Raw genomic sequence first — 20,277 nt, 5'->3', positions numbered from 1 at the left:
TCGTCGTCAGCGCGCTGGGACAAACAACTTCTGCAGCTCGCCATACGGCATGGCTTTCGCAACCAGCGGACCGGCGCTGCCGGTGGCCAGGAAGTCCCTGGCCATATCGCCGGCCACCGCCCACAAGGCTTGCGAAATACCGGAGCCCGCGCTCAGGCGGCGCACACCCAGCTGATGCAGTTCGTCTGCCGAAGGCACGCCCGGCCAATCCATCACATTGACCGGCAAGCCTGCTCCGGCCACCACCGCCTTGATCTCGTCGACCTTGCAGATGCCCGGCACGAACAGGCTGTCGGCGCCGGCTTCCTTGTAGAGCGCGGCGCGCTTCAGCACTTCGGCCACGCGTTCGCCTTCGGGCGCCAGGCCCCGCAGATACACATCGGTGCGGGTGTTGATGAAGATGTCCTTGCCCGACTGCGCCGCCAGCTTCTTGATGGCGGTGATTTTCGCGGCCAGAAGCTGCGGCGCATCGCCGCCATCTTCCAGGTTGATGCCGGCCACGCCGACATCGATCAGGCGCAGCACGGTTTGCGCGACGGCGTCGGCATCGTCCGAATAGCCATTCTCGATATCCACCGACAGCGGCACCGTCAGCACGCGGGCGATGTTGGCGGCGACGTTGATCGCCACCTCGGCCGGCATCTGGCCACCGTCGGCATAGCCGGCGGCCCAGGCCACGCCAGCGCTGGTGGTGGCGATGGCCGGGGCGCCCAGGCTTTCGAACAACCTTGCGCTGCCGGCGTCCCAGGCGTTAGGCAGGTGCAGCAGTTTACTTCCATCGTGCAGTTTCTTGAAATCGCTCATGCTATCTCCGTTTTAGAAAAGGCTGGCTTGCTTGGTGGTGAGGCTGGTAAAACTGTCGTGCATCGGCAGCAGTATCGAATCGGCGATCGGCTGCAGTTGCTTGCTCAGGTAGTGCTCGTAGTCGATGTGCGAGCGTACCACCTCGGTCGGTTCCGGGCCGCTGGTGGTCATCACGTAGCTGATCCAGCCGCCGTTCTGGTAGCGCAGCGGACGGCGCTGCGCCTGATTGTACTCATCGGCCAGACGCGCGGCGCGCACTTGCGGCGGCACGTTGACCTTGTATTCGTCGAGCCGATGGCGCAGCCGCTTGCGGTACACCAGCAGCTCGTCGTAGTCGCCGGACAGCGTCTTCCGCGCGTACTCGCGCACGAAATCCTGGTAGGGCTGGTCCTTGAAGATGCGCGTGAACAGACCTTGCTGGAACTGCTGCGCCAGCGGCGTCCAATCGCTGCGCGCCACTTCCAGGCCGCGATAGATCACTTCCTCGTCGCCCTTGGCGTTGACGGCCAGGCCGGCGTAGCGCTTCTTGCTGCCCGTCTCGGTGCCGCGTATGGTCGGCATGAAGAACTTGCGGTAGTGAGTGTCGAATTCGATTTCGAGATGGCATTCGAGGCCGTGCTTTTCCCGCAGCATGGTGCGCCACCAGTCGTTGATCTTCACGGCCAGGCCTTCGCCGATGGCCAGCGCCTCGCTATTGCCGTATTCCTTTTTCAGCCAGATGAAGATGGAATCGGTGTCGCCGTAAATCACGTCGTAGCCTTCCGCCTCGACCAGCTCGCGGGTCTGCTTCATCATCTGGTGGCCGCGCAGCGTGACCGAGGAGACCAGGCGCGGATTGAAGAAACGGCATTCGGTCGCGCCCAGCACGCCGCAGAAGGAGTTCATCAGCAGCTTCAAGGCCTGCGACAGGGGCTCGTTCTTGGCGCGCTTGGCGGCGTCGCGCTGCTTCCAGATTTGCGTGGTGATCTCGGGCAGGCAATGCCTGGTGCGCGAGAACACGGTGCCATTGACGCCCTCCACCACGGCCGCCGGATCGTCGGCCACCTCGCCCTCGATCAGGCCGACCGGGTCGACCAGGAAGGTGCGGATGATGGACGGATACAGGCTTTTATAGTCGAGCACCACGACCGAGTCGTACAGGCCCGGCTTGGACTCCATGACGAAGCCGCCCGGCGACGCACCGCCGGAGACATCGCCGACGCTGGGCGCCACATAGCCCTCGCGGTGCATGCGCGGCAGGTAGTGATGGCCGAAGGCGGCGATCGATCCGCCCAGGTGGTCGGCCTGCAGCCCCGTGACCGTGGCGCGCTCGATCATGAAGGCCAGCAGGTTGGCCTTGTCGAAGATGCGCGTGACCAGCTCGCAGTCCTTCAGGTTGTAGTGGGCCAGCGCCGGCTTGTCTTCGTGGAAGCGGCGTTCGATCTCGGCCATCTTGTCGTAGACGTCGCCGATGTCCTTGCCCTCGCCCAGCATGGCTTGCGACACATTCTCCAGGCTGAAGGACGGGAAGGTCCACGACGCGGCCTTCAGCGCATCGATGCCGTCGAGGACGATGCGGCCGACCACGGGCGCAAACAGATAGCCCTTCTGGCCGGGATGCTCGCGCCATTCGATGGTCTTGCCTTCGCGGCCCAGCGCCAGCGGGAGCTTGTACTTGTCGGCGTTCTTTTGCAGCACGCGCAGGTCGAACTGCACCACGTTCCAGCCGACCAGCACATCGGGATCGTGGCGCGCGAACCAGGCGTTGAGCTTCTCGATCAACTGGCGCGGCGTGGCGCAGTATTCCAGGTCGAAGTCGATCTGCTGCGACGACGCGGCCGGCGCTTCGCCCAGCATATAGACCTGGCGCTGGCCGCAGCCTTCCAGCGCGATCGAATACAGATCCTCGAAGGCGCTGGTTTCGATATCGAGCGACACCATCTTCAGCTTGGGGCGGTACTCGGGCGCGGGCTTGAGCTTGCAATTGTGGATGACGGTGGCGCCCTGCGTCTGGCCGCCTTCGAACTGCACGGCGGCGGTGATGAAGCGCTCCATCAGATAGCGCTCTGGAGGACGGATATCGGCCTCCAGCATCTTGATGCCGTGTTCGCGCAAGGTGCGCTCCAGCGCCGTGAGCTGCTTGTAGCGGGAGGCATAGATGCCGACCACCGGTTCCTGCTCAAAGGTTTTCAGTTCGAGGGCGCGCAACTCGAAGCCGGGCTGAGCGCCGATCAGCGCCTCGATGGCCGCGCGCTGCTTCGCCTCGGCGAAAGCCACCGAAGTCTGCGCGGTGAGGCGGATCTTTTTCGGGCCGTCGTCGGTCGCCAGCCAGAACTCGATCTCCGTCCCATGGGCCGCGTCTCGCCAGTGGCGAGTCAGGATAAAGCCGTTTTGGGCGGTATGCGTCATGCCAGAATTATACTGTATGCACATACAGCCAACAAATGAATGGGGTCAAGTCTGACATTCGGACACGAACTCTGCCGTAGCGGCCGCTACGGCAGAGTTCGTGTCCGAATGTCAGACTTGACCCCGGGTGTGGTGCGGACGCTTAGTACTTCACATCGAGCTTGACGCTGAAGTAGCGGAACACATCACGCGGCGGCACCCAGCTGTTGACCGTCAGGGCCGGCGACGTGGCTGTCGGGCCGGCGCGGAACGACGGGCCGCTGGCGTTGGCGTTGGGGATGTAGAAGCGGTCGAACAGATTGTTCACCCGGAAGCTGATGCCGTAACGTCCTTTCTGGTCCCGCACGCCAAAGCCCAGGTCGGTAATGCTGTAGCCGGCATTGACCGAACGCGGATCGTTGTTGATGTTGGTGTTGTACTCGTTCTGGTAGCGCACGTTGACGTTGACGAAACCATTGACCGGCAGCGTGGGCACCGGGAACTCGTAATTGGTGCCGATGTTCAGCTTGATCTTCGGCGTGCCAGGGAAGATGCTGTTGTCCAGGTTCTGCACGCCGGTGGTCGAACCCGGCGCGATCGGGAAGCAGCTCGGGTTCTGGCCTGCCAGCGAACCATTGGCCGCCAGCTTGGTGTTGCCGACGGCGACGTTGGTGGTGTCGGCGAAGCACGGACCATTCGCCCACTTCTCGATGGTCGGCAGCGTGAACGCGAGCGACGCGTTGATGGTCAGGTCCTTGGCCGCCAGCAGATGGCTGTCGATCTCGAAGCCGTGCGTGCGGATGCGCGGTATCGAATTGAGCTGGCTGTAGATGGTCGGGTCGTTCGGCAGCACGTAGGTGACGTTCTGCTGGTAGTTGAAGAACTCCGAGTTGTACACCGTGGCCGCCACCGACAGGCGGTTGTCGAACAGATTGGCCTTGGCGCCGATCTCCATCGTCTGGCTGGTTTCCGGACGCACCGGGAACGCCGCCACCGCCTTCAGGCCGGACGTGACGTCATACGCCTTGCCCTTGTAGCCCGTCGCGCCCATCACGTACACCATCAACTCCGGCGTGACCTGCTTCTGCAGGCTGACCTTGCCGGTGTAGGCGCGGTCGGCGTTGCCGGTGCTCTGGAACTGGTCCACGCCCGGCGGACCCGGCACGAAGCTGGCGCGGTCGACCTGGTTGGTGTAGTAGTTGCGCGCGTAGTGGAAGCCCGAGGTTTCCAGGTTGTCGCGCAGGCCCGCTTCCAGCGTCCAGGTCGGCGCGAACTCCCACGAAGCCTGGCCGAAGATGGCCTTGTTGGTGTTGTAGATGTCGGTGTAGTAGTTGGTCGGGCTGGAGTTGGAGTTGCCGTTGCACAGGGTCGGCGCCACGCAGTAACCACGGATGAAGTGGCGGTAGATCTCGTTATGCGCCGCCCACAAACCGGCCACGTACTTGAAGTTGCCCCGGTCCGGCGAGACGTAGCGGATTTCCTGCGTCTTGGTGCGGATGTCGTAGGTGCCGTACTGGTTGTTCCCCTGCGTCAGCGCGGTCTTGCCCGCTTCGGCGATGGTCGGCACGTCGGTGAAATCCTGGTCGCGGAAGTCGTTGGCCAGGTACTTGTCCACCGAGCTGATCGCCATCAGCTGGGCGTCGTTCGGCAGCGTGTAGGTCAGCTTGAGGCCGGTGCCACGGTCGCTGGAGACCAGGCCGGTCGGAAAGTCGCGGCGCACGTTGCGGTTGTTCGGGTCGTTGACGTTGATACCGGCCAGCACGGACGACGCCGGCAACAGCGGGTTGCCGTTGAAGTAGGCGCCGTCCAGGCCCACCGGCGTCGACACCAGGTTGCCCGCGGCGGCGGAACCGGTGCGCAGGAAGAAGCCGTTGATGGCGGTGACGCCGCGCGTGTTCTCCGAATAATTGTAGTGCGGCGACAGGTCGATAGCCAGATTGTCGAGCGGCGTCCACTGCAGCTTGGCGAGGAAGGTCTTGCCGCCCGAGCCGTTGACATCGCGGCCGTCGGTCAGGTTGTGGAAGGTGCCCGGCAGCCGCGTGTTGCTGGCCGCGAGGCGCATCGCGAAGTGCTCGTTGATGGTGCCGCCCATCGATGCGTTGACGCGCCATTCGTGGTCGCTGCTCAGGTAGGTGCTGCCGCGATAGGTCATCGGACCGGCCAGCGGCTTGGTGACGATGTTGACGGCGCCGGCCACGGCCGATTTGCCGAACAGCGTGCTCTGCGGGCCCTTCAGCACCTCGATGCGCGACACGTCGGCCAGATCCTTGAAGGCCTGGAACTGGGTGGCGATGGGAATGTCGTCGATGATGACGGCCACGTCCGACTCGACGCCGATGCCGACCGACACGGTGCCGATGCCGCGCATGAAGATGGCGTTGTTGGCGGCGGTGGTGCCGGAGTTGAGCGTCAGCGACGGCATCATGTTGACCACGTCTTCGAACTCGCGGACGTTGGTGCGCAGGATTTCCTGCTCGCTCATGACCGAGATGGCCATCGGCACGCTTTCCAGTTTCTCCACGCGCTTGTTGGCCGTCACCACCACGGTTTCCAGCTGGCCGGGCTTGGCGGTCGACGCTTCCTGCGCGTGCGCCGCCATGGCGAACAGGGCCAACGCCAGGGCCGAGGCCATAGGCGTCATCTTGATCGTGGTCGATTGTTGCTTGTAATTGTTGTTAAACACTTTTGTCCCCTAATTAACAGATAAATACCGTTGCGTAATTCTGCTTAGTTGTACGATGTGTAGACGTTTAACAACAACTCAAACCACATCGCCGAACTCCCGCGCCGCACCATTTCCACAGGCTTAACGCGGTTTTGCCCCGCAAACTGCGTTCCGCTCCCAATGCATGGTACCGGTACCAGTTGTACGATGACTCAGGTTAATCCGTGCAGTTGGAGATGTCAATAATTTTCAGAAGTGGCTGTGCAAGCAGCCGGCCGGGGTGGCGGGGTCAGGCGCTGTCGCGCTCGATGATGGAAAAACCGATGTCGATGATGCCGTCGCGCACCTCCCGCTCCTGCGAGCGGTCGACGATGAAGCGGGCGGCGGTGCTGCCTATCGTGGCGCCGTCGATGCGCACCGTGGTCAGCGCCGGCTGCAGGTCGCGGGCGAAGCTGAGGTCGCCCAGGCCGACCACGGCCAACTGCTCCGGCACCGCGATGCCCTGCGCCTGCGCCTCGGTCAGCACGCCCAGCGCCACCATGTCCGAGCTGCAGAACAGCGCGTCGATGTCCGGATGGCGGGCCAGCAGTTCGCGCAGGCCGGAGCGGCCCAGGCCGACGTTGGTGGGCGCGGGCACCACCCAGCCCGGCACCTCGGCCTCGCCGGGCCGCGCCATGCCGAGTTCGATCGCGGTCGCGGAGAAAGCCTTCATGCGGCGCATGGCGCGCTGGTCGTTGGCGCTCAGCGTGGCGACGCGGCGCTTGCCGCGCGCGTGCAGGTAGCGCGCCACTTCCTCGCCCACTTTTTCGTGCGAGAAGCCGATCAGCATGTCGATGGGATCGGGCGTCAGGTCCCAGGTTTCCACCACGGGGATGCCGCTGGTGAGCAGGCGCTGGCGGCCCTGCGGCGAACGCATGATCCCGGTCAGCACCACGCCGTCGGGACGGCGGCCGATGATGGCCTCCAGCAGTTCATCCTCGCGCGAATCCTCGTAGCCGGACTGGCCCAGCATCAGCTGGTAGCCGGATGCCGCCAGCGACGCCGTCAGCGACTGCACCATCTCCAGGAACACATTGCCGGAGATGGTGGGGATCACCGCCGCCACCAGTCTGCTCTTGCGCGAGGCCAGGCCGCCGGCCAGCATATTGGGCACGTAGCCGGTCTGTTCGACGGCAGCGCGCACCCGCTCCAGTATCGCATCCGACACCACGTTCGGCGTGTTGAGCGCGCGCGAGGCGGTGATCGGCGCGACGCCCGCCAGCTTGGCGACGTCGCGCAATGTGGTGCCGCCGCTTTTGCGGCGGCTGCGGCGTGGAGGGGCCGCTACTGGCGGCTCTGCGTTGTGATCCCGGGTGTCATCCATGCGGCGATTCTAACACCGGGCTCAGTGGCTGCGCGGCGCCTTGTAGCGCGCCAGCTCCATCTTGCCGATCTGGCTGCGGTGCACTTCGTCCGGTCCGTCGGCCAGCCGCAGCGAACGCGCGCCGGCGTAGGCCGAGGCCAGGAAGGGATCGGCCATGCCGCCGCCGCCCTGCACCTGGATCGCCCAGTCGATCACCTTGCACGCCATCGTCGGCGCGGCCACCTTGATCATGGCGATCTCCTTGGCCGCGACCTTGTTGCCGACCGTGTCCATCATGTAGGCCGCGTTCAGCACCAGCAGGCGCGCCTGGTCGATCATGATGCGCGACTCGGCGATGCGTTCCAGCGTCACGCCCTGCTCCGCCACCGGCTTGCCGAAAGCGACGCGGCTCAAGCTGCGCTTGCACATCTGCTCCAGCGCGCGCTCGGCCAGGCCGATCAAACGCATGCAGTGGTGGATGCGGCCCGGCCCAAGGCGGCCCTGGGCGATTTCGAAACCCCGGCCCTCGCCCAGCAGCAGGTTGGTCGCTGGTACGCGCACATTCTCGAACACGATTTCGGCGTGGCCGTGCGGCGCATCGTCGAAGCCGAACACCGGCAGGTGGCGCAGCACCTTCACGCCGGGCGTATCGCGCGGCACCAGTATCATCGATTGCTGCAGGTGGCGATTGGGATTATCGGGATCGCTCTTGCCCATGAAGATGAAGACCTTGCAGCGCGGGTCGTTGCCGCCGGAGGACCACCACTTGCGGCCATTGATCACATACTCGTCGCCGTCGCGCACGATGGAGCTGGCGATGTTGGTGGCGTCCGACGAGGCCACGTCCGGCTCCGTCATGCCGAAGCAGGAACGGATGCGGCCATCGAGCAGCGGCTCCAGCCACTCGCGCTGCTGCGCCTCGGTGCCGTAGCGGGTCAGCACTTCCATGTTGCCGGTGTCCGGCGCCGAGCAGTTGAACACTTCCGGCGCCCACACGGCACGGCCCATGATCTCGCACAGCGGCGCGTATTCCAGGTTGGTCAGGCCGGCGCCGTGCTGCGAATCGGGCAGGAACAGATTCCACAGCCCCGCTTCGCGCGCCTTGAGCTTGAGCTCTTCCATCACCTTGGTCGGCACCCAGGCGTCGCCGGCCGCGCGATTGGCGTCGATCTCGGCGTGGAAGCGCGCTTCGTTCGGATAGATGTGCTGCTCCATGAAGGCTGTCAGCCGGGCCTGGAGCTGCTTTACTTTCGGGCTGTAGTCGAAATCCATGATGCTGTCCTTTATCGGTAGGTGACGGCGCCGGGTTGCCCCAGCCATTCCAGATGCGCGTAGTTGTTCAGGTAGCTGAGCGTGAACTGGCCGGGGCGCTGCAGCAGCTTGGTGACGGCGCAATTGGCCAGCGACCAGCTCAGCTCCATCACCTGGTAGTCCTGCAGGCCAAGCAAGTGCTGCATCAGCGTGGCGATCACGCCGCCGGAAGTGAACACAATGGTGGTCTGCTTGCTGCTGTCGGTGTCGAGGCGCTCCAGCGCGGCCACGCAGCGGCGGCGGAACTCCGGCCAGGTTTCGGTGTACTCGTCGTCGTGCCAGCCGCTCATCCAGCGCTGCATGGCGGCGCGGAACAGATGCTCCAGCGCGCGCTGCGGCTCCTCGTGCCGCGCCAGCAGTTGCTGGAAGGCCGCGGCGTCGCCCGCCTCCGGACAATGGCGCCGCAGCACTTCGTGGTGATCGAATTCGGCGAAGCCTTCATCGGTGATCCATTCGGCGTCGGCCAGCTGCGGCTTGGGCAGCTCGGCCAGGCAGGTGTCGGCGGTCTGGCGATGCCGCGCCATGCCGCCCACCACCACGCGCTGGAAGGACTGGCGGCTGTTGGCATACCACTGCCCCAGCAGGCGCGCCTGCTCGTAGCCCAGCGTCGACAGCTGGTCGTAATTGGCGCTGCCGAACGAGGCCTGCCCGTGGCGCACCAGATAAATTTGTCCCATTTGCTTCCGGCTCCAGATCAAAACAGGCACCAGCTTAACGCCCGGCCTATAATTCATCAAATGAATAGTATTAATTTATCCGCATAAATCTCATGCATATATCCAAGGTCGATCTCAACCTGTTCATCGTCTTCGAAGCAATCTACGCCGAAGGCAGCATCACGCGCGCCAGCCTGAAGATGAACCTGACGCAGCCCGCCATCAGCCATGCGCTGAATCGCCTGCGGCAATTGTTCGACGATCCGCTGTTCGAACGCCAGGGCCACGTGATGGTGCCGACGCCGCTGGCCCGCTCCATCATCGACCCGGTGCGGCAATCGCTACGCGGCTTTGAAGTGACGCTGAACGGCGCCGAGCGCTTCGACGCCACCACCAGCGAGCGCGCCTTCTCGCTGGCGCTGCGCGACGTGCTGGAAGCGAGCGTGCTGCCGCCGCTGATGGCGCGCGTGGCGCAGGACGCGCCGTCGGTGGGGCTGAACACCTTGCAGGTAGGCCGGCGCGAACTGGAAAGCGAACTGGCGGCCGGCACGCTGGACGTGGCGATCGACATCCTGCTGCCGCTGTCGAACGACATCCGCCGCGCGCTGCTGGCGACCGACAAGACGGTGGTGCTGGTGCGGCGCGATCATCCGCTGGTGCATGGCGCGCTGGATCTGGATGGCTACCTGAAGCTGGAGCACATCCAGACCAGCTCACGCCGGCGCGGGCCTGGGCTCGAGGATTTTGAGCTGAGCCGACTGGGATTGCAGCGGCGCGTAAGGCTGCGCTGCCAGCACTATTTCGCCGCCTGCCGCGCCGTCAGCCAGACCGACCTGGCGCTGACGATGCCGGAGCGTCTGGCGCGTGTGGTGAACCAGCAGTTCGGCAACCAGATCCTGCCCTTCCCGCTGCAGATGCCATCGCTGGACATCTACCTGTACTGGCACGCCAACGTCGACAACGACGCAGCCAGCCTGTGGCTGCGGGATCAAATCAAACAAGCCATGCAGGCTGCGGACTAGCAGCCTGCGCTGACGCCGGCGGCCAGCGCGCGGACGGCTTTCGAGATATCGGCGGCGATGCGGGTGACGGCGCGGCGGTGGCCGGCCACCAGCGCGTCGTAGCCGCCGCCGACCGGTTCATTGGCGACGCTGCGGCAGGTCAGCACCTTGCTGCTGCCGACCAGCCGCACGCTCCATACCGCGTCGATCAACGCATACCGGCCCGGCGCGGATTCGAAGCGCTGCACGTTGGTGCTGATGCGGTACACCGGCGCGCCGTCCGTGGTCGGCGTGCGGAACACGTCCACCGTCCCCAGTTCGCCGGTGATCGCCAGCGACAACGCCTGGCCGATCTCCGACGCCGGCATCGCCGACCAGCGCTCATGCTCCAGCAGGTCGATGCGTCCCGCCTCCGTGCTGACCACCATCTGATAACGCGCCACCTGCTGCGGCACCGCCACCGCCGGCAGCTCGATGTAGTAGCCGGCCGGCGCGGCCGCCGCAGGCACGCCCATGCCGTTACTCAGGCTGTAGAAATGCTCGGGCGGCGCGGCGGCGCAGCCGGCCAGCAGCGCGGCCGCCATCGTCCATGCGGTTGTAAGCTGCTTCATTTCGGTTCCCCCTTGGTATCCTGCTTGCTGGTTTTCCCGCGTATCAGCGACTCGGGATGGCGCTCCAGATAATCCGACAATGCGTTCAGCGACTGCAGCGTTTGCGTCAACTGCTGCAAGGCTTCGCGCAGATCGGACTGCACCGGCGAATCCTTCTGCAACAGCAGGTTGGCCTCGCCGAACGTCTTGCGCGCCGCGCCCAGCGTATCCTTCATCTCCGGCACCACCTGCGCGTCGAGCTGCTTGAACAGCACATTGGCGCTCTTCAGCGTATCGCGCAGGTTGTTGCCGATCTCGCCGAACGGCACCTGATCCAGCTTGCGCGCGATGCTGGAGATCTGTGTCTGCAGTTCGTCCAGGCTGTTCGGCACCGTCGGCACCTCCAGCGGGTACTGCGCCATATCGAGCCTGGCCTGCGGCGCGTTGGGGAAGAAGTCCAGCGCCACATACAGCTGGCCGGTCAGCAGGTTCCCCGTGCGCAGCTGGCCGCGCAGGCCGCGCGCCACCAGGCGCTCCAGCACCACCGGTCCGGCGTTGCGATCCTGCTCGCTGGAGACGGTCTGCTGGAAGCTGCGCCCCAGCCGCGCCGGGTACATGTCCACCGTCACCGGCATGCGGAAGCTCTTCTTCACCGGATCGAACTCCACGCCGACCGAGCGCACCTCGCCCAGCACGATGCCACGGAAGTCCACCGGCGCACCGGGCGACAGGCCGCGCAGCGACTGGTCGAAATACAGCACCGTCGTAATCGGCACGCCGTCCGGCTCGCGCAGCGCACTGGCCTGGTCGGAGGCCAGCGGGAAATCGCTGCCGGGCGACGCCGACTGGTCCGGCTTCTGGCCGCTCATGGTCTCGAACGCGATGCCGCCGACCAGCAGCGCCGCCAGCGACTGCGTGTTGACCTTGAAGCCGTTCGAATCGAGCCGCACATCGACACCGCTGGCATGCCACCAGCGCGTATTCTTGCCCACGTACTGGTCGTACGGTGCATTGACGAACACCGTCATCTTCACGCCATGACCTTTTTCGTCCAGGTCGAAGCCCACCACCTGCCCTACCTGGATGCGACGATAGAAGATCGGCGAACCGACATCGATCGAACCCAGGCTCTCGCCGTGCAGCGTGTACTTGGTGCCCTTGTCGTCGCCGGCCACTTGCGGCGGTTTCTCCAGGCCGACGAATTCGTGCTTGGTCTCTTCAGCCTTGCCGGCGTCGACGCCGATGTAAGCACCCGACAGCAAGGTGCTCAGGCCGGACACACCGCTCGCGCCCACCCGTGGACGCACCACCCAGAAGCGCGTATCGGCGACGGTGAAACGCTCCGCCTCCTTGCTCATATCGATCGTCACCAGCACCTTGGACAGATCGCGCGACAAGGTAATCGAGCGCACCAGGCCGATATCCACGTCCTTGAACTTGACCTTGGTCTTGCCCGGCTCCAGCCCGTCCGCACTGCGGAAGCTCACCGTCACCGTCGGCCCCTGGTCCATCACCGACTTCACCACCAGCGCCAAACCTATCAGCGCCGCCAGCAGCGGAATCAGCCACACCAGCGAAGGCAGCCAGCGATTGGCCTTCTCCACACGAGGCTCGGGTAGCGGCGGCGCGCCGCTGTCGTTTTCAGGCATGGTTCTCTCCATTCGAATCTATTGGATCCCAGATCAGGCGCGGGTCGAACTGCATCGACGCCAGCATCGTCAGTACCACCACCGCACAAAACGCCAGCGCGCCGGGACCGGCGGTAATCACTGCCAGCGACTGGAAGCGCACCAGCGCCACCGTCAGCGTAATAACAAAGATGTCGAGCATCGACCAGCGGCCGACGAACTCCACGATCCGGTAAAGTATCGTGCGCTGCAAGGGGCGCCAGCGCGAGCGACGCTGCGCCGTCAGCGCCAGCAGCGACAGCGCCGCCAGTTTCAGCACCGGCACCACGATGCTGGCGATGAAGATGATCGCCGCCAGCGCCGGCGAGCCGCTGGTCCAGAAGTAGACCACGCCGCTGATGATGGTGTCGTCCTCTTTGCCGAACAGCGAGTGCGTGTACATCACCGGCAGCAGGTTGGCGGGAATATAGAGGATGGTCGCGGCCAGCAGGAAGGCCCAGGTCCGCCCCACGCTATCTGGACGGCGGCGGTGCAGCGCGGCGCCGCAGCGCGCGCAGTGCTGGTGCGCGGCAGGTCGATCCCGCGCCACCAGGCCGCAGCTGTGGCAGGCCGCCAGGCGCGTATGCGGCGTGTAGCGGAACTCGGCCTGCGCCGGCCGGCGCGGCCCGGGCAGGTGCTCGCCGATATTCCACAGCATCTGCGGATCGAAGGACACGACAATCGCCAGCATCAGCGTCAACGCGCCAAAGGCGAACATCCCGGGTTGCACCATCACCTGCGCCAGGCTGGTCATCTTAACGATGGTGATCAGGATGCCGATCATCAGCACTTCCGTCATGCCCCAACGCCGGGCGGCGCCGACGGCGCGCAGCAGGTGGTCGAAGCCGCGTGGCCGCACGCCGCTGCGCAAGGCCAGCGTCACGTATAGCAGCGCGCCCAGCTCCACCGCGGGCAGCAGCACCGTGAACAGGAATACGATCGTCGCCACCGCCTGCATCTGCTCCGTCCACAGCACGCGTATGGCGCCCAGCAGGGTGGCGCTGGAGGTGTAGCCGCCGACATCCAGTTCAACGATGGGGCACAACTGGGCGATCAGGAAGGTGAAGATCGCGGCCAGCGTGATGGCGGCCATGCGGTTGACGTCCGAATGGATGCCGCGATAGAGAATGGAACGGCAGCGCACGCAGCGCGCTTTCTCGCGCGGGAGCACCGGGCGACGCTTGTGAAGCACGCCGCAATCGTGACAGCTGATCAAATCGTATCGATGCACAGGCTGGCCGTTTGGACAATAATGAACATATCATACGATAATCCTGCAAGTATGCGCCGCAGTCCGCATCCGTTATGATGAACAAAAAATTTCGAAGTGCGAAAAGATCCCATGCCACGCCGCCAGTTGACACTCCTGATCGCCGCAACGCTTGCCGTTGCGGGCTGCGCGCACGCGCAAGCCGGAAAGGAACTGGTGTTCGGCACCACACACGATGAAAACTCGCCGCTGTTCCTGTACGCCAGCGCCTACCTCCAGCAGCTGTGCTCCGAGAGCAGGCAGCGCTGCACACTGCAAACACTGCCCGGACGTCGCTCCGAGGCGATGCTCGCCGCCGGGACCATCGTCGGCGAGGTAGGCCGGGTCAAAGGGTATATCCAGAAGCATCCGGACTATGTGCGTCTCGACGAACCCTTCATCGTCTCGCGCACACGCATCTTCACCCGCACCGACAAGGACATCACCAGCTGGGAATCGCTGGCGAAGAAGGTCAAGACGGTCAGCTACAAGCGTGGCATCTACCTTTACCAGCAAAGGCTGGAGGCGCTGCAGCCGGCGATCCAGCCGCATGACGTGCAAAGCGAAGCGGCCTGCCTGCAGATGGTGCTGGCGGCGCGCGACGACGCCTGCGTGTTCGACGACGGCGGCATCAGCGGCGAGGCCAGGCCGCTGCTGGCGCAGGGCCACAGCAGTGGCTCGGTGGAGGACCTGCCGCTATACATCTATCTCGGGAAGGACAACGCGGCGCTGGCGACCTCGCTGTCCGAAGCCGCCAGGCGCCTGGCGGCGCGCGGCGTTCCGGCGCAGCTGCACCGCAAATTCTACGAAGGAAAATAGGCTTACTTGATGCTGGTGTTCAGTTCCTGGAAGTCGGCCGTCTTGCCCAGCGACTGCCAGGTGGCCAACAGATTGGCCGGCGGCGCAATCAGCTTGCGGGCAGCCAGATCGAGCCAGCCGCCAGTGCTGGTGACGCGCGCGGCCAGCTTGCCGTCGGCGCGGATGATGTCGGTGCTGAGCGACCAGCGGCTGCCATCCGCCGACAAACCCGCCACGCCCAGCGTGACGGTGATCTCCTCCAGCAGCATCACTTCCTTGAAGTAGGCGATTTCGTCCTTCATCACCACCGGACCGATTTTCAGGCGCATGAATTCGCTCATCGGGAAGCCGTTCTCCGACAGGAACAGCATGCGCACATCGCCCGCCTTGTCAAGGAAGGCCGTGTTGCGCATATGGCTGTTGAAATCCATATCGCCCCAGCCGGCCATCATCTTCTTTTCAAACATCTCACTCTCCAAGGAAATCCAATAGCGTGCATGCTACCACCTTGGTCGCCTTGCGCAGGTCTTCCAGCTGCAAACGCTCGTCGGCCTTCTTGGCGTTGGACTCGGGAACGCTGCGCGGGCCCGCGCCGTACAGCACCGCAGGAATGCCATGCTCGCCGTACAGGCGCGCATCCGCGTACAGCGGCGTGCCCTGGGCCGGGATCTGCTCGCCGATGAAGGTCTGGGCGTTCTGCTGCAGGCTGGCCACCAGCTTCTCCGTGCCCGGTTGCTCGCGCAGCGCGTGCGACAGCAGCAGGCGCTTGATTTCGATGCGGATGCCGGGCTGGCCTTCCACGGCCTTCTCGATCAGCGCGCGCACCTGCGCCTCCACCACCACCGGGTCTTCTTCCGGAATCATGCGGCGGTCCATCTTCAGCACGACCTTGCCCGGCACGACGTTGGTGTTGGTGCCGCCGTCGATGCGGCCCACCAGCATGGTCGGCGAGTCGATGCTGGGGATTTTCGACTTGACCTTCTTCAGTTCCGGCAGCTGGTCGTAGATCGCGTTCAGGATGCGGGTGGCCGCTTGCAGCGCGTCGTGGCCGGTCTCCGGCATCGCGCCATGGCCGGACTTGCCGTGCACCGTGATCTCAAGCTGCAAGCAGGCGTTGTGCGCGGTGACGATGTTGTAGCTGAAGCCCGCCGCGATGACGAAATCCGGCCTGGTCAGCTTCTGCTCCAGCAGCCAGCCGGGGCCCAGCAGGCCGCCGAATTCCTCGTCGTACGTGAAGTGCAGTTCCAGCCCGCCCTTCAGCGGAACGCCCAGCGCTTCCAGCGCGCGCGTGGCGAAGATGTAGGTGGCGAAGTCGCACTTGGAGACGGCGGCGGCGCGGCCGTAGATATAACCGTTTTCCACCACGCCGCCATACGGCGGATAGGTCCAGTTGTCGCCCGGCGGCACCACGTCGCCGTGGGCGTTGAGCGCCACGGTCGGGCCGCCGGCCTGGTATGGACGGCGCACGATCAGGTTGGTGATGGTCTCCATGCCGTAGTCCCGCACCACGTCGGCCGGCACGGCGTGCTTCTCGGCGGTCCAGCCGTAAGCCTTGACCAGGTCTGCCACCATGTCCGCGTGCGGCGCGTTGTTACCAGGCGGGGTATCGGTCGGCACGCGCAGCAGCTGCTGCAACACGCCTACTTCTTCATCGAAGTGCGCGTCGATCCACTGCGCCAGTTGTTCTTTGTTCGTCGTCATGGCTGTTCTTTCACTTGGCGCCGGATTCGAACCAGGCCGCGATCTGCGCCCGTTCTGCATCGGTCATATTGGTCAGGTTCGCAAGCGGCATGGCTTTCAGCTGCACCGATTGCTTGTAGATTTTTTCCGCGTTCTGATGCACCTGCTCCGCGCTGTCGAGCATCACGCCGGCAGGCGCTGTCGCAAAGCCGGGCTGCGTCGGATGCGCGGAATGGCAGGCCACACAGCGCTGGTCGATCACCGCTTTCACCTTGGCGAATTGGGCCGCCGGATCGGCAGCGGCGGCCGACGCCACCGGGCGCGGTGGCGCAATCGCCACCGCCACGCCGATCAGCAGCGCGACGCCGATGGCCGGATAGCGCCACTCCACGCGCCCTTTGTGGCGCAGGTTGAAGAAGTGGCGGATGAAGACGCCTGCCGCCATGATGAAGGCCAGCACCAGCCAGGCATGGTCGTTCCGGTAGGTCATCGCATAGTGGTTGCTGATCATGATGAACAGCACCGGCAGCGTGAAGTAGTTATTGTGGACGCTGCGCTGCTTGGCCTTCTGGCCGTGGACGGGATCGGGCAGGCGGCCGGCCGACATGGCCTCCACCATCTTGCGCTGGCCCGGGATAATCAGCATCAGCACATTGCCGACCATGATGGTGCCGATCAGCGCACCGACGTGGATGTAGGCGGCGCGGCCACTCAACACATGCGTCAGGCCATACGCGGCGCCGACGATCAGCGCGAACACCACCACGCCGAACCACAGGTCGCGCTGGCCCAGCGGCGAGCGGCACAGCAGGTCGTACACGGTCCAGCCGACGACCAGCGTGCCGACGCCGATGCCGATCGCCTGCCAGCTGCCGATATCGGCCACCGACTTATCGATCATCATCGCCTGCGCGTTGAAGTAGTAGGCGATGGTCAGCAGCGCGATGCCGGACAGCCAGGTGGAATATGCCTCCCATTTGAACCAGTGCAGATCCTTCGGCAGCTCGGCCGGCGCCACCAGGTATTTTTGCGGGTTGTAGAAACCGCCGCCGTGCACGGCCCACAGTTCGCCGGACACGCCCTTCTTCGCCAGCTCCGATCCTGGTGCGGGCGGGCGGATCGAGTTATCCAGCCAGACGAAGTAGAACGAAGCGCCGATCCAGGCGATGCCGGTGATGATATGCAGCCAGCGCACGATCAGGTTCAGCCACTCAAGGCCATACGGGATCAGATAGGCGAAAAAGTCCATGGGTGCTTTCAGGGTAAAGAGTGTGGCTAATTTACAGAAGATAAACGGATTTGACGCCGACCACATGAACATTAGAGTATATTAAACATATCCAATCCCGTATAACAGAAATCCTCACATGGCCGCCCTGCCGCAACACCTGGATCTGCATTTGATCCGCATCCTCTACCTGCTGCTGGTTGAGAAGAACGTCTCACGCGTCGCCCTCAAACTGAATCAGCCGCAGCCCTCCATCTCCGCCTCGCTGCGCAAGCTGCGCGAGCTGACGGGCGATCCGCTGCTGGTGCGCGGCGCGCGCGGCATGGTGCCGACCCAGCACGGCGAAAGCCTGCTGATACCGGCCAAGCGCATCCTCGACGAGACCGAGAACCTGTTCCTGAAGAAGACGCCCTTCGTGCCGCAGGAGGAAGCGCGCACCTTCCACATCGCCGCGCCGGACTACCTGGACAGCCAATTCCTGCCCAACCTTGTGGCGCTGCTGCGCCGTGGCTCGCCCAACAGCCGCGTGAAGATCCACAGCCTGGGGCCGGGCGTGGACTACGTGCGCCTGCTGTCGGACGGCGACATGGACCTGGTCATCGCCAACTGGGACGAGCCGCCCGAGCACCTGCACATGTCCAAGCTGTTCGAAGACCCGATCATCTGCGTGATGCGCTCCGACTGCCCCTACGCGCTGCGCACCGGCAGCGAGGACATGACGCTGGCCGACTACCTGTCCCTGCCCCATGTGGCGCCGACGCAGATCCTGCCCGGCTACCACGGCGTCATCGACGACTTCCTGGAACGCCAGGGCCTGCAGCGCAACGTGGCGGTGGAGTCGGCCTACTTCGGCCTGATCCCCTACATGCTGACGCAAACGGACCTGGTGCTGACCACCGGCCGCCAGTTCGTGCGCTACTACGAGCGCAACATGCCGCTGAAGACCTACACGGTGCCGGTCAAGTTCCCGTCGATGCGCTTCTACCAGCTATGGCATGAGCGCGTGCACCAGGCGCCTGAACACAAATGGCTGCGCGAACAGGTATCCACGGCGGCCAAGGCGCTCGGCAAATAGCAAACCTTATAAACCTTAGCGGATACCGCATATAACTGGGCGGCCCGGTTGCGATTACACTAGGCTATGACGACACTATCCGAATTAAACGGCTGCGACGCCGCCACCTTCACCGACCGCCTGCGCGGCATCTACGAGCACTCGCCGTGGATACCGGAACGGGCGGCGGCCCAGCGCCCCTTTGCCAACGCCACCGCGCTCAAGCTGGCCTTGCAGACGGTGGTCAGCGCCGCATCGCTGGATGAGCAACTGGGCCTGATCCGCGCCCACCCCGAACTGGCGGGCAAAGCCGCCGTCTCCGGCCAACTAACGGTGGAATCCACCAATGAACAAGCCAAATCCGGCCTGCATCTGTGCAGCGCCGAGGAATTCGCCACGCTGCACAAGCTGAACGCGGACTACAACGATAAATTCGGCTTCCCCTTCATCCTCGCCGTCAAAGGCCCGGACGGACAAGGGCTGACGCGGCGCGCCATCATCGCCACCTTCACGCGCCGCCTGAAGAACCAGCGCGCCGACGAAATCGCCGAATGCCTGCGCCAGATTAAGCGCATCGCCGAACTACGCCTGAACGACCTGCTGGGCGTGACGCTGGACTTCGGCCCCACCATCATGCAGTGGTGCGAAACCATAGGCGCATGGAGCGACACGGACAACAGCACCAACGCCGACTTCGACCTGACCTGCGCCTACATGACGCCCGCGCACCGCAAGACCGCCGCGCAGCTGATGGACTGGATGCGCGAAGCCGGCATGGACACCCGCATCGATGATGTCGGCAACGTCGTCGGCGTCTACCGCTCCGACGCGCCAGGCGCGAAGACGCTGATGACCGGCTCCCACTACGACACCGTGCGCAACGGCGGCAAGTACGACGGCCGTCTCGGCATCCTGCTGCCCATCGCCATCGTGCGCCACCTGCACCAGCGCGGCGAAAAGCTGCCCTTCCATTTCGAGATCGTCGGCTTCGCCGAAGAGGAAGGCGTGCGCTTCAAGAGCACCTTCCTGGGCAGTAACGCGGTGACGGGCCGCTTCGACCTGTCCCTGCTGGACCAGACCGACGCCGATGGCGTCACCATGCGCGAAGCGCTGCTGGCCGCCGGCCATGACGTCGCGCGCATCCCCGCCATCGCTCGCGATCCGGCGCAACTGCTCGGCTTCGTGGAAGTCCATATCGAACAAGGCCCGGTTCTGCTGGAGCGCGACCTTGCGCTGGGCGTGGTGACGGCGATTGCCGGCAGCTCGCGCTACCTGGTCGAGCTGACCGGCCTGGCCAGCCATGCCGGCACCACGCCGATGAACATGCGCAAGGACGCGGCGGCGGCCGCCGCCGAAATCGTGCTGCTGGTCGAGCGGCGCTGCTCGCAGGGCGCGTCGCTGGTCGGCACGGTGGGCCAATTGCAGGTGCCGGGCGGTTCGGTCAACGTGATCCCCGGCGCATGCAAGCTGTCGCTGGATATCCGCGCCGCCGACGACGCCGTACGGCTCGCTGCGGTGAAGGATGTGTTGGACGGCATCGCCGCGATCTGCGCGCGGCGCCAGGTGGAAGTGAGCATGCAGCAGATCGTCGATGCCTCGGCCGCGCCGTGCGCGCCACGCCTGATGCAGCAGTTCGGCGCCGCCATCGAGCGCGCCGGCCTGCCACGTTTCGACCTTCTTTCCGGCGCCGGCCACGACGCGATGGCGATGGCCGCGATCACCGACGTGGCCATGCTGTTCACCCGCTGCGGCAACGGCGGCATCAGCCACAATCCGCTGGAGACGACGACGGCCGACGATGCCGAGCTGGCGGCCGTGGTGCTGCGCGATTTCCTGCGCAGCTTCCGCCCCGCCTAGCGTCATGC

Annotated in this window: 16 protein-coding genes; 4 read left to right on the top strand and 12 right to left on the bottom strand. The window is 64.8% G+C overall.

Annotated elements, in window-relative coordinates; all coding sequences use genetic code 11:
• Window positions 1-6: 6 nt before the first annotated feature.
• The 6 genes from DUGA2_RS03945 to DUGA2_RS03920 form a co-directional block, all read right to left on the bottom strand.
• Window positions 7-804, bottom strand: coding sequence for an isocitrate lyase/phosphoenolpyruvate mutase family protein (locus DUGA2_RS03945; protein ID WP_070267309.1), 798 nt, complete (start codon window positions 802-804; stop codon window positions 7-9).
• A gap of 12 nt (window positions 805-816) precedes the next feature.
• Window positions 817-3,192 (bottom strand): DNA polymerase II, encoded by a 2,376-nt coding sequence (locus tag DUGA2_RS03940; protein ID WP_070267307.1) that lies wholly within the window; start codon window positions 3,190-3,192, stop codon window positions 817-819.
• Between the two features lie 142 nt (window positions 3,193-3,334).
• Window positions 3,335-5,854, bottom strand: coding sequence for a TonB-dependent receptor (locus DUGA2_RS03935; RefSeq protein ID WP_070267305.1), 2,520 nt, complete (start codon window positions 5,852-5,854; stop codon window positions 3,335-3,337).
• A 271-nt stretch (window positions 5,855-6,125) separates the two neighbouring features.
• Window positions 6,126-7,199, bottom strand: coding sequence for a LacI family DNA-binding transcriptional regulator (locus tag DUGA2_RS03930; RefSeq protein WP_070267301.1), 1,074 nt, complete (start codon window positions 7,197-7,199; stop codon window positions 6,126-6,128).
• Window positions 7,200-7,220: 21 nt separating this feature from the next.
• Window positions 7,221-8,450: an acyl-CoA dehydrogenase family protein gene (locus DUGA2_RS03925; RefSeq protein WP_070267299.1), complete on the bottom strand. Its 1,230-nt coding sequence runs from the start codon at window positions 8,448-8,450 to the stop codon at window positions 7,221-7,223.
• A gap of 11 nt (window positions 8,451-8,461) precedes the next feature.
• Window positions 8,462-9,166, bottom strand: a complete 705-nt coding sequence (locus DUGA2_RS03920; RefSeq protein ID WP_070267297.1) for a histidine phosphatase family protein — start codon at window positions 9,164-9,166, stop codon at window positions 8,462-8,464.
• Window positions 9,167-9,258: 92 nt separating this feature from the next.
• Between DUGA2_RS03920 and DUGA2_RS03915 the strand changes: the two genes are divergently transcribed.
• Window positions 9,259-10,167: a LysR family transcriptional regulator gene (locus tag DUGA2_RS03915; protein ID WP_070267296.1), complete on the top strand. Its 909-nt coding sequence runs from the start codon at window positions 9,259-9,261 to the stop codon at window positions 10,165-10,167.
• On the opposite strand, the gene DUGA2_RS03910 is transcribed toward DUGA2_RS03915, so the two are convergent.
• From DUGA2_RS03910 to DUGA2_RS03900, 3 genes are read right to left on the bottom strand one after another with little or no spacing between them, the layout of a single operon-like run.
• Window positions 10,164-10,757 carry a PqiC family protein gene (locus DUGA2_RS03910; RefSeq protein WP_070267295.1) on the bottom strand — a complete coding sequence of 198 codons (594 nt, stop codon included), beginning with the start codon at window positions 10,755-10,757 and terminating at the stop codon, window positions 10,164-10,166. The genes DUGA2_RS03915 and DUGA2_RS03910 overlap by 4 nt on opposite strands.
• Window positions 10,754-12,385 carry an intermembrane transport protein PqiB gene (locus DUGA2_RS03905; protein WP_070267294.1) on the bottom strand — a complete coding sequence of 544 codons (1,632 nt, stop codon included), beginning with the start codon at window positions 12,383-12,385 and terminating at the stop codon, window positions 10,754-10,756. The genes DUGA2_RS03910 and DUGA2_RS03905 overlap by 4 nt, the downstream gene beginning before the upstream one ends.
• Window positions 12,378-13,634, bottom strand: coding sequence for a paraquat-inducible protein A (locus DUGA2_RS03900; RefSeq protein WP_070267293.1), 1,257 nt, complete (start codon window positions 13,632-13,634; stop codon window positions 12,378-12,380). The genes DUGA2_RS03905 and DUGA2_RS03900 overlap by 8 nt, the downstream gene beginning before the upstream one ends.
• Before the next feature lie 111 nt (window positions 13,635-13,745).
• Here DUGA2_RS03900 and DUGA2_RS03895 point away from each other — a divergent pair, with 111 nt between their 5' ends.
• The gene (locus DUGA2_RS03895; protein WP_070267292.1) at window positions 13,746-14,471 is read left to right on the top strand and encodes an ABC transporter substrate-binding protein; all 726 of its coding nucleotides are present in this window, start codon (window positions 13,746-13,748) and stop codon (window positions 14,469-14,471) included.
• A 2-nt stretch (window positions 14,472-14,473) separates the two neighbouring features.
• Here DUGA2_RS03895 and DUGA2_RS03890 read toward each other — a convergent pair whose 3' ends face one another.
• Genes DUGA2_RS03890 through DUGA2_RS03880 form a run of 3 tightly spaced genes read right to left on the bottom strand, consistent with a single transcriptional unit; the run spans window position 14,474 to window position 17,379 of the window.
• Window positions 14,474-14,917, bottom strand: coding sequence for a thioesterase family protein (locus DUGA2_RS03890; RefSeq protein WP_008445599.1), 444 nt, complete (start codon window positions 14,915-14,917; stop codon window positions 14,474-14,476).
• Window position 14,918: 1 nt separating this feature from the next.
• The gene (locus tag DUGA2_RS03885; protein ID WP_070267291.1) at window positions 14,919-16,151 is read right to left on the bottom strand and encodes a M20/M25/M40 family metallo-hydrolase; all 1,233 of its coding nucleotides are present in this window, start codon (window positions 16,149-16,151) and stop codon (window positions 14,919-14,921) included.
• 10 nt (window positions 16,152-16,161) lie between these two features.
• Entirely contained in the window at window positions 16,162-17,379 is a 1,218-nt protein-coding gene (locus DUGA2_RS03880) for a urate hydroxylase PuuD (protein WP_070267290.1), read from the bottom strand.
• 118 nt (window positions 17,380-17,497) lie between these two features.
• Between DUGA2_RS03880 and DUGA2_RS03875 the strand changes: the two genes are divergently transcribed.
• Entirely contained in the window at window positions 17,498-18,433 is a 936-nt protein-coding gene (locus DUGA2_RS03875) for a LysR substrate-binding domain-containing protein (protein WP_008445596.1), read from the top strand.
• 66 nt (window positions 18,434-18,499) lie between these two features.
• Window positions 18,500-20,269 carry an allantoate amidohydrolase gene (locus tag DUGA2_RS03870; protein ID WP_070267289.1) on the top strand — a complete coding sequence of 590 codons (1,770 nt, stop codon included), beginning with the start codon at window positions 18,500-18,502 and terminating at the stop codon, window positions 20,267-20,269.
• Window positions 20,270-20,277 lie beyond the last annotated feature (8 nt).

It is taken from the genome of Duganella sp. HH101 (genome assembly GCF_001758795.1).
Classification (GTDB): domain Bacteria; phylum Pseudomonadota; class Gammaproteobacteria; order Burkholderiales; family Burkholderiaceae_D; genus Rugamonas; species Rugamonas rivuli.
This window is presented reverse-complemented; position numbering and strand designations above follow the sequence as displayed.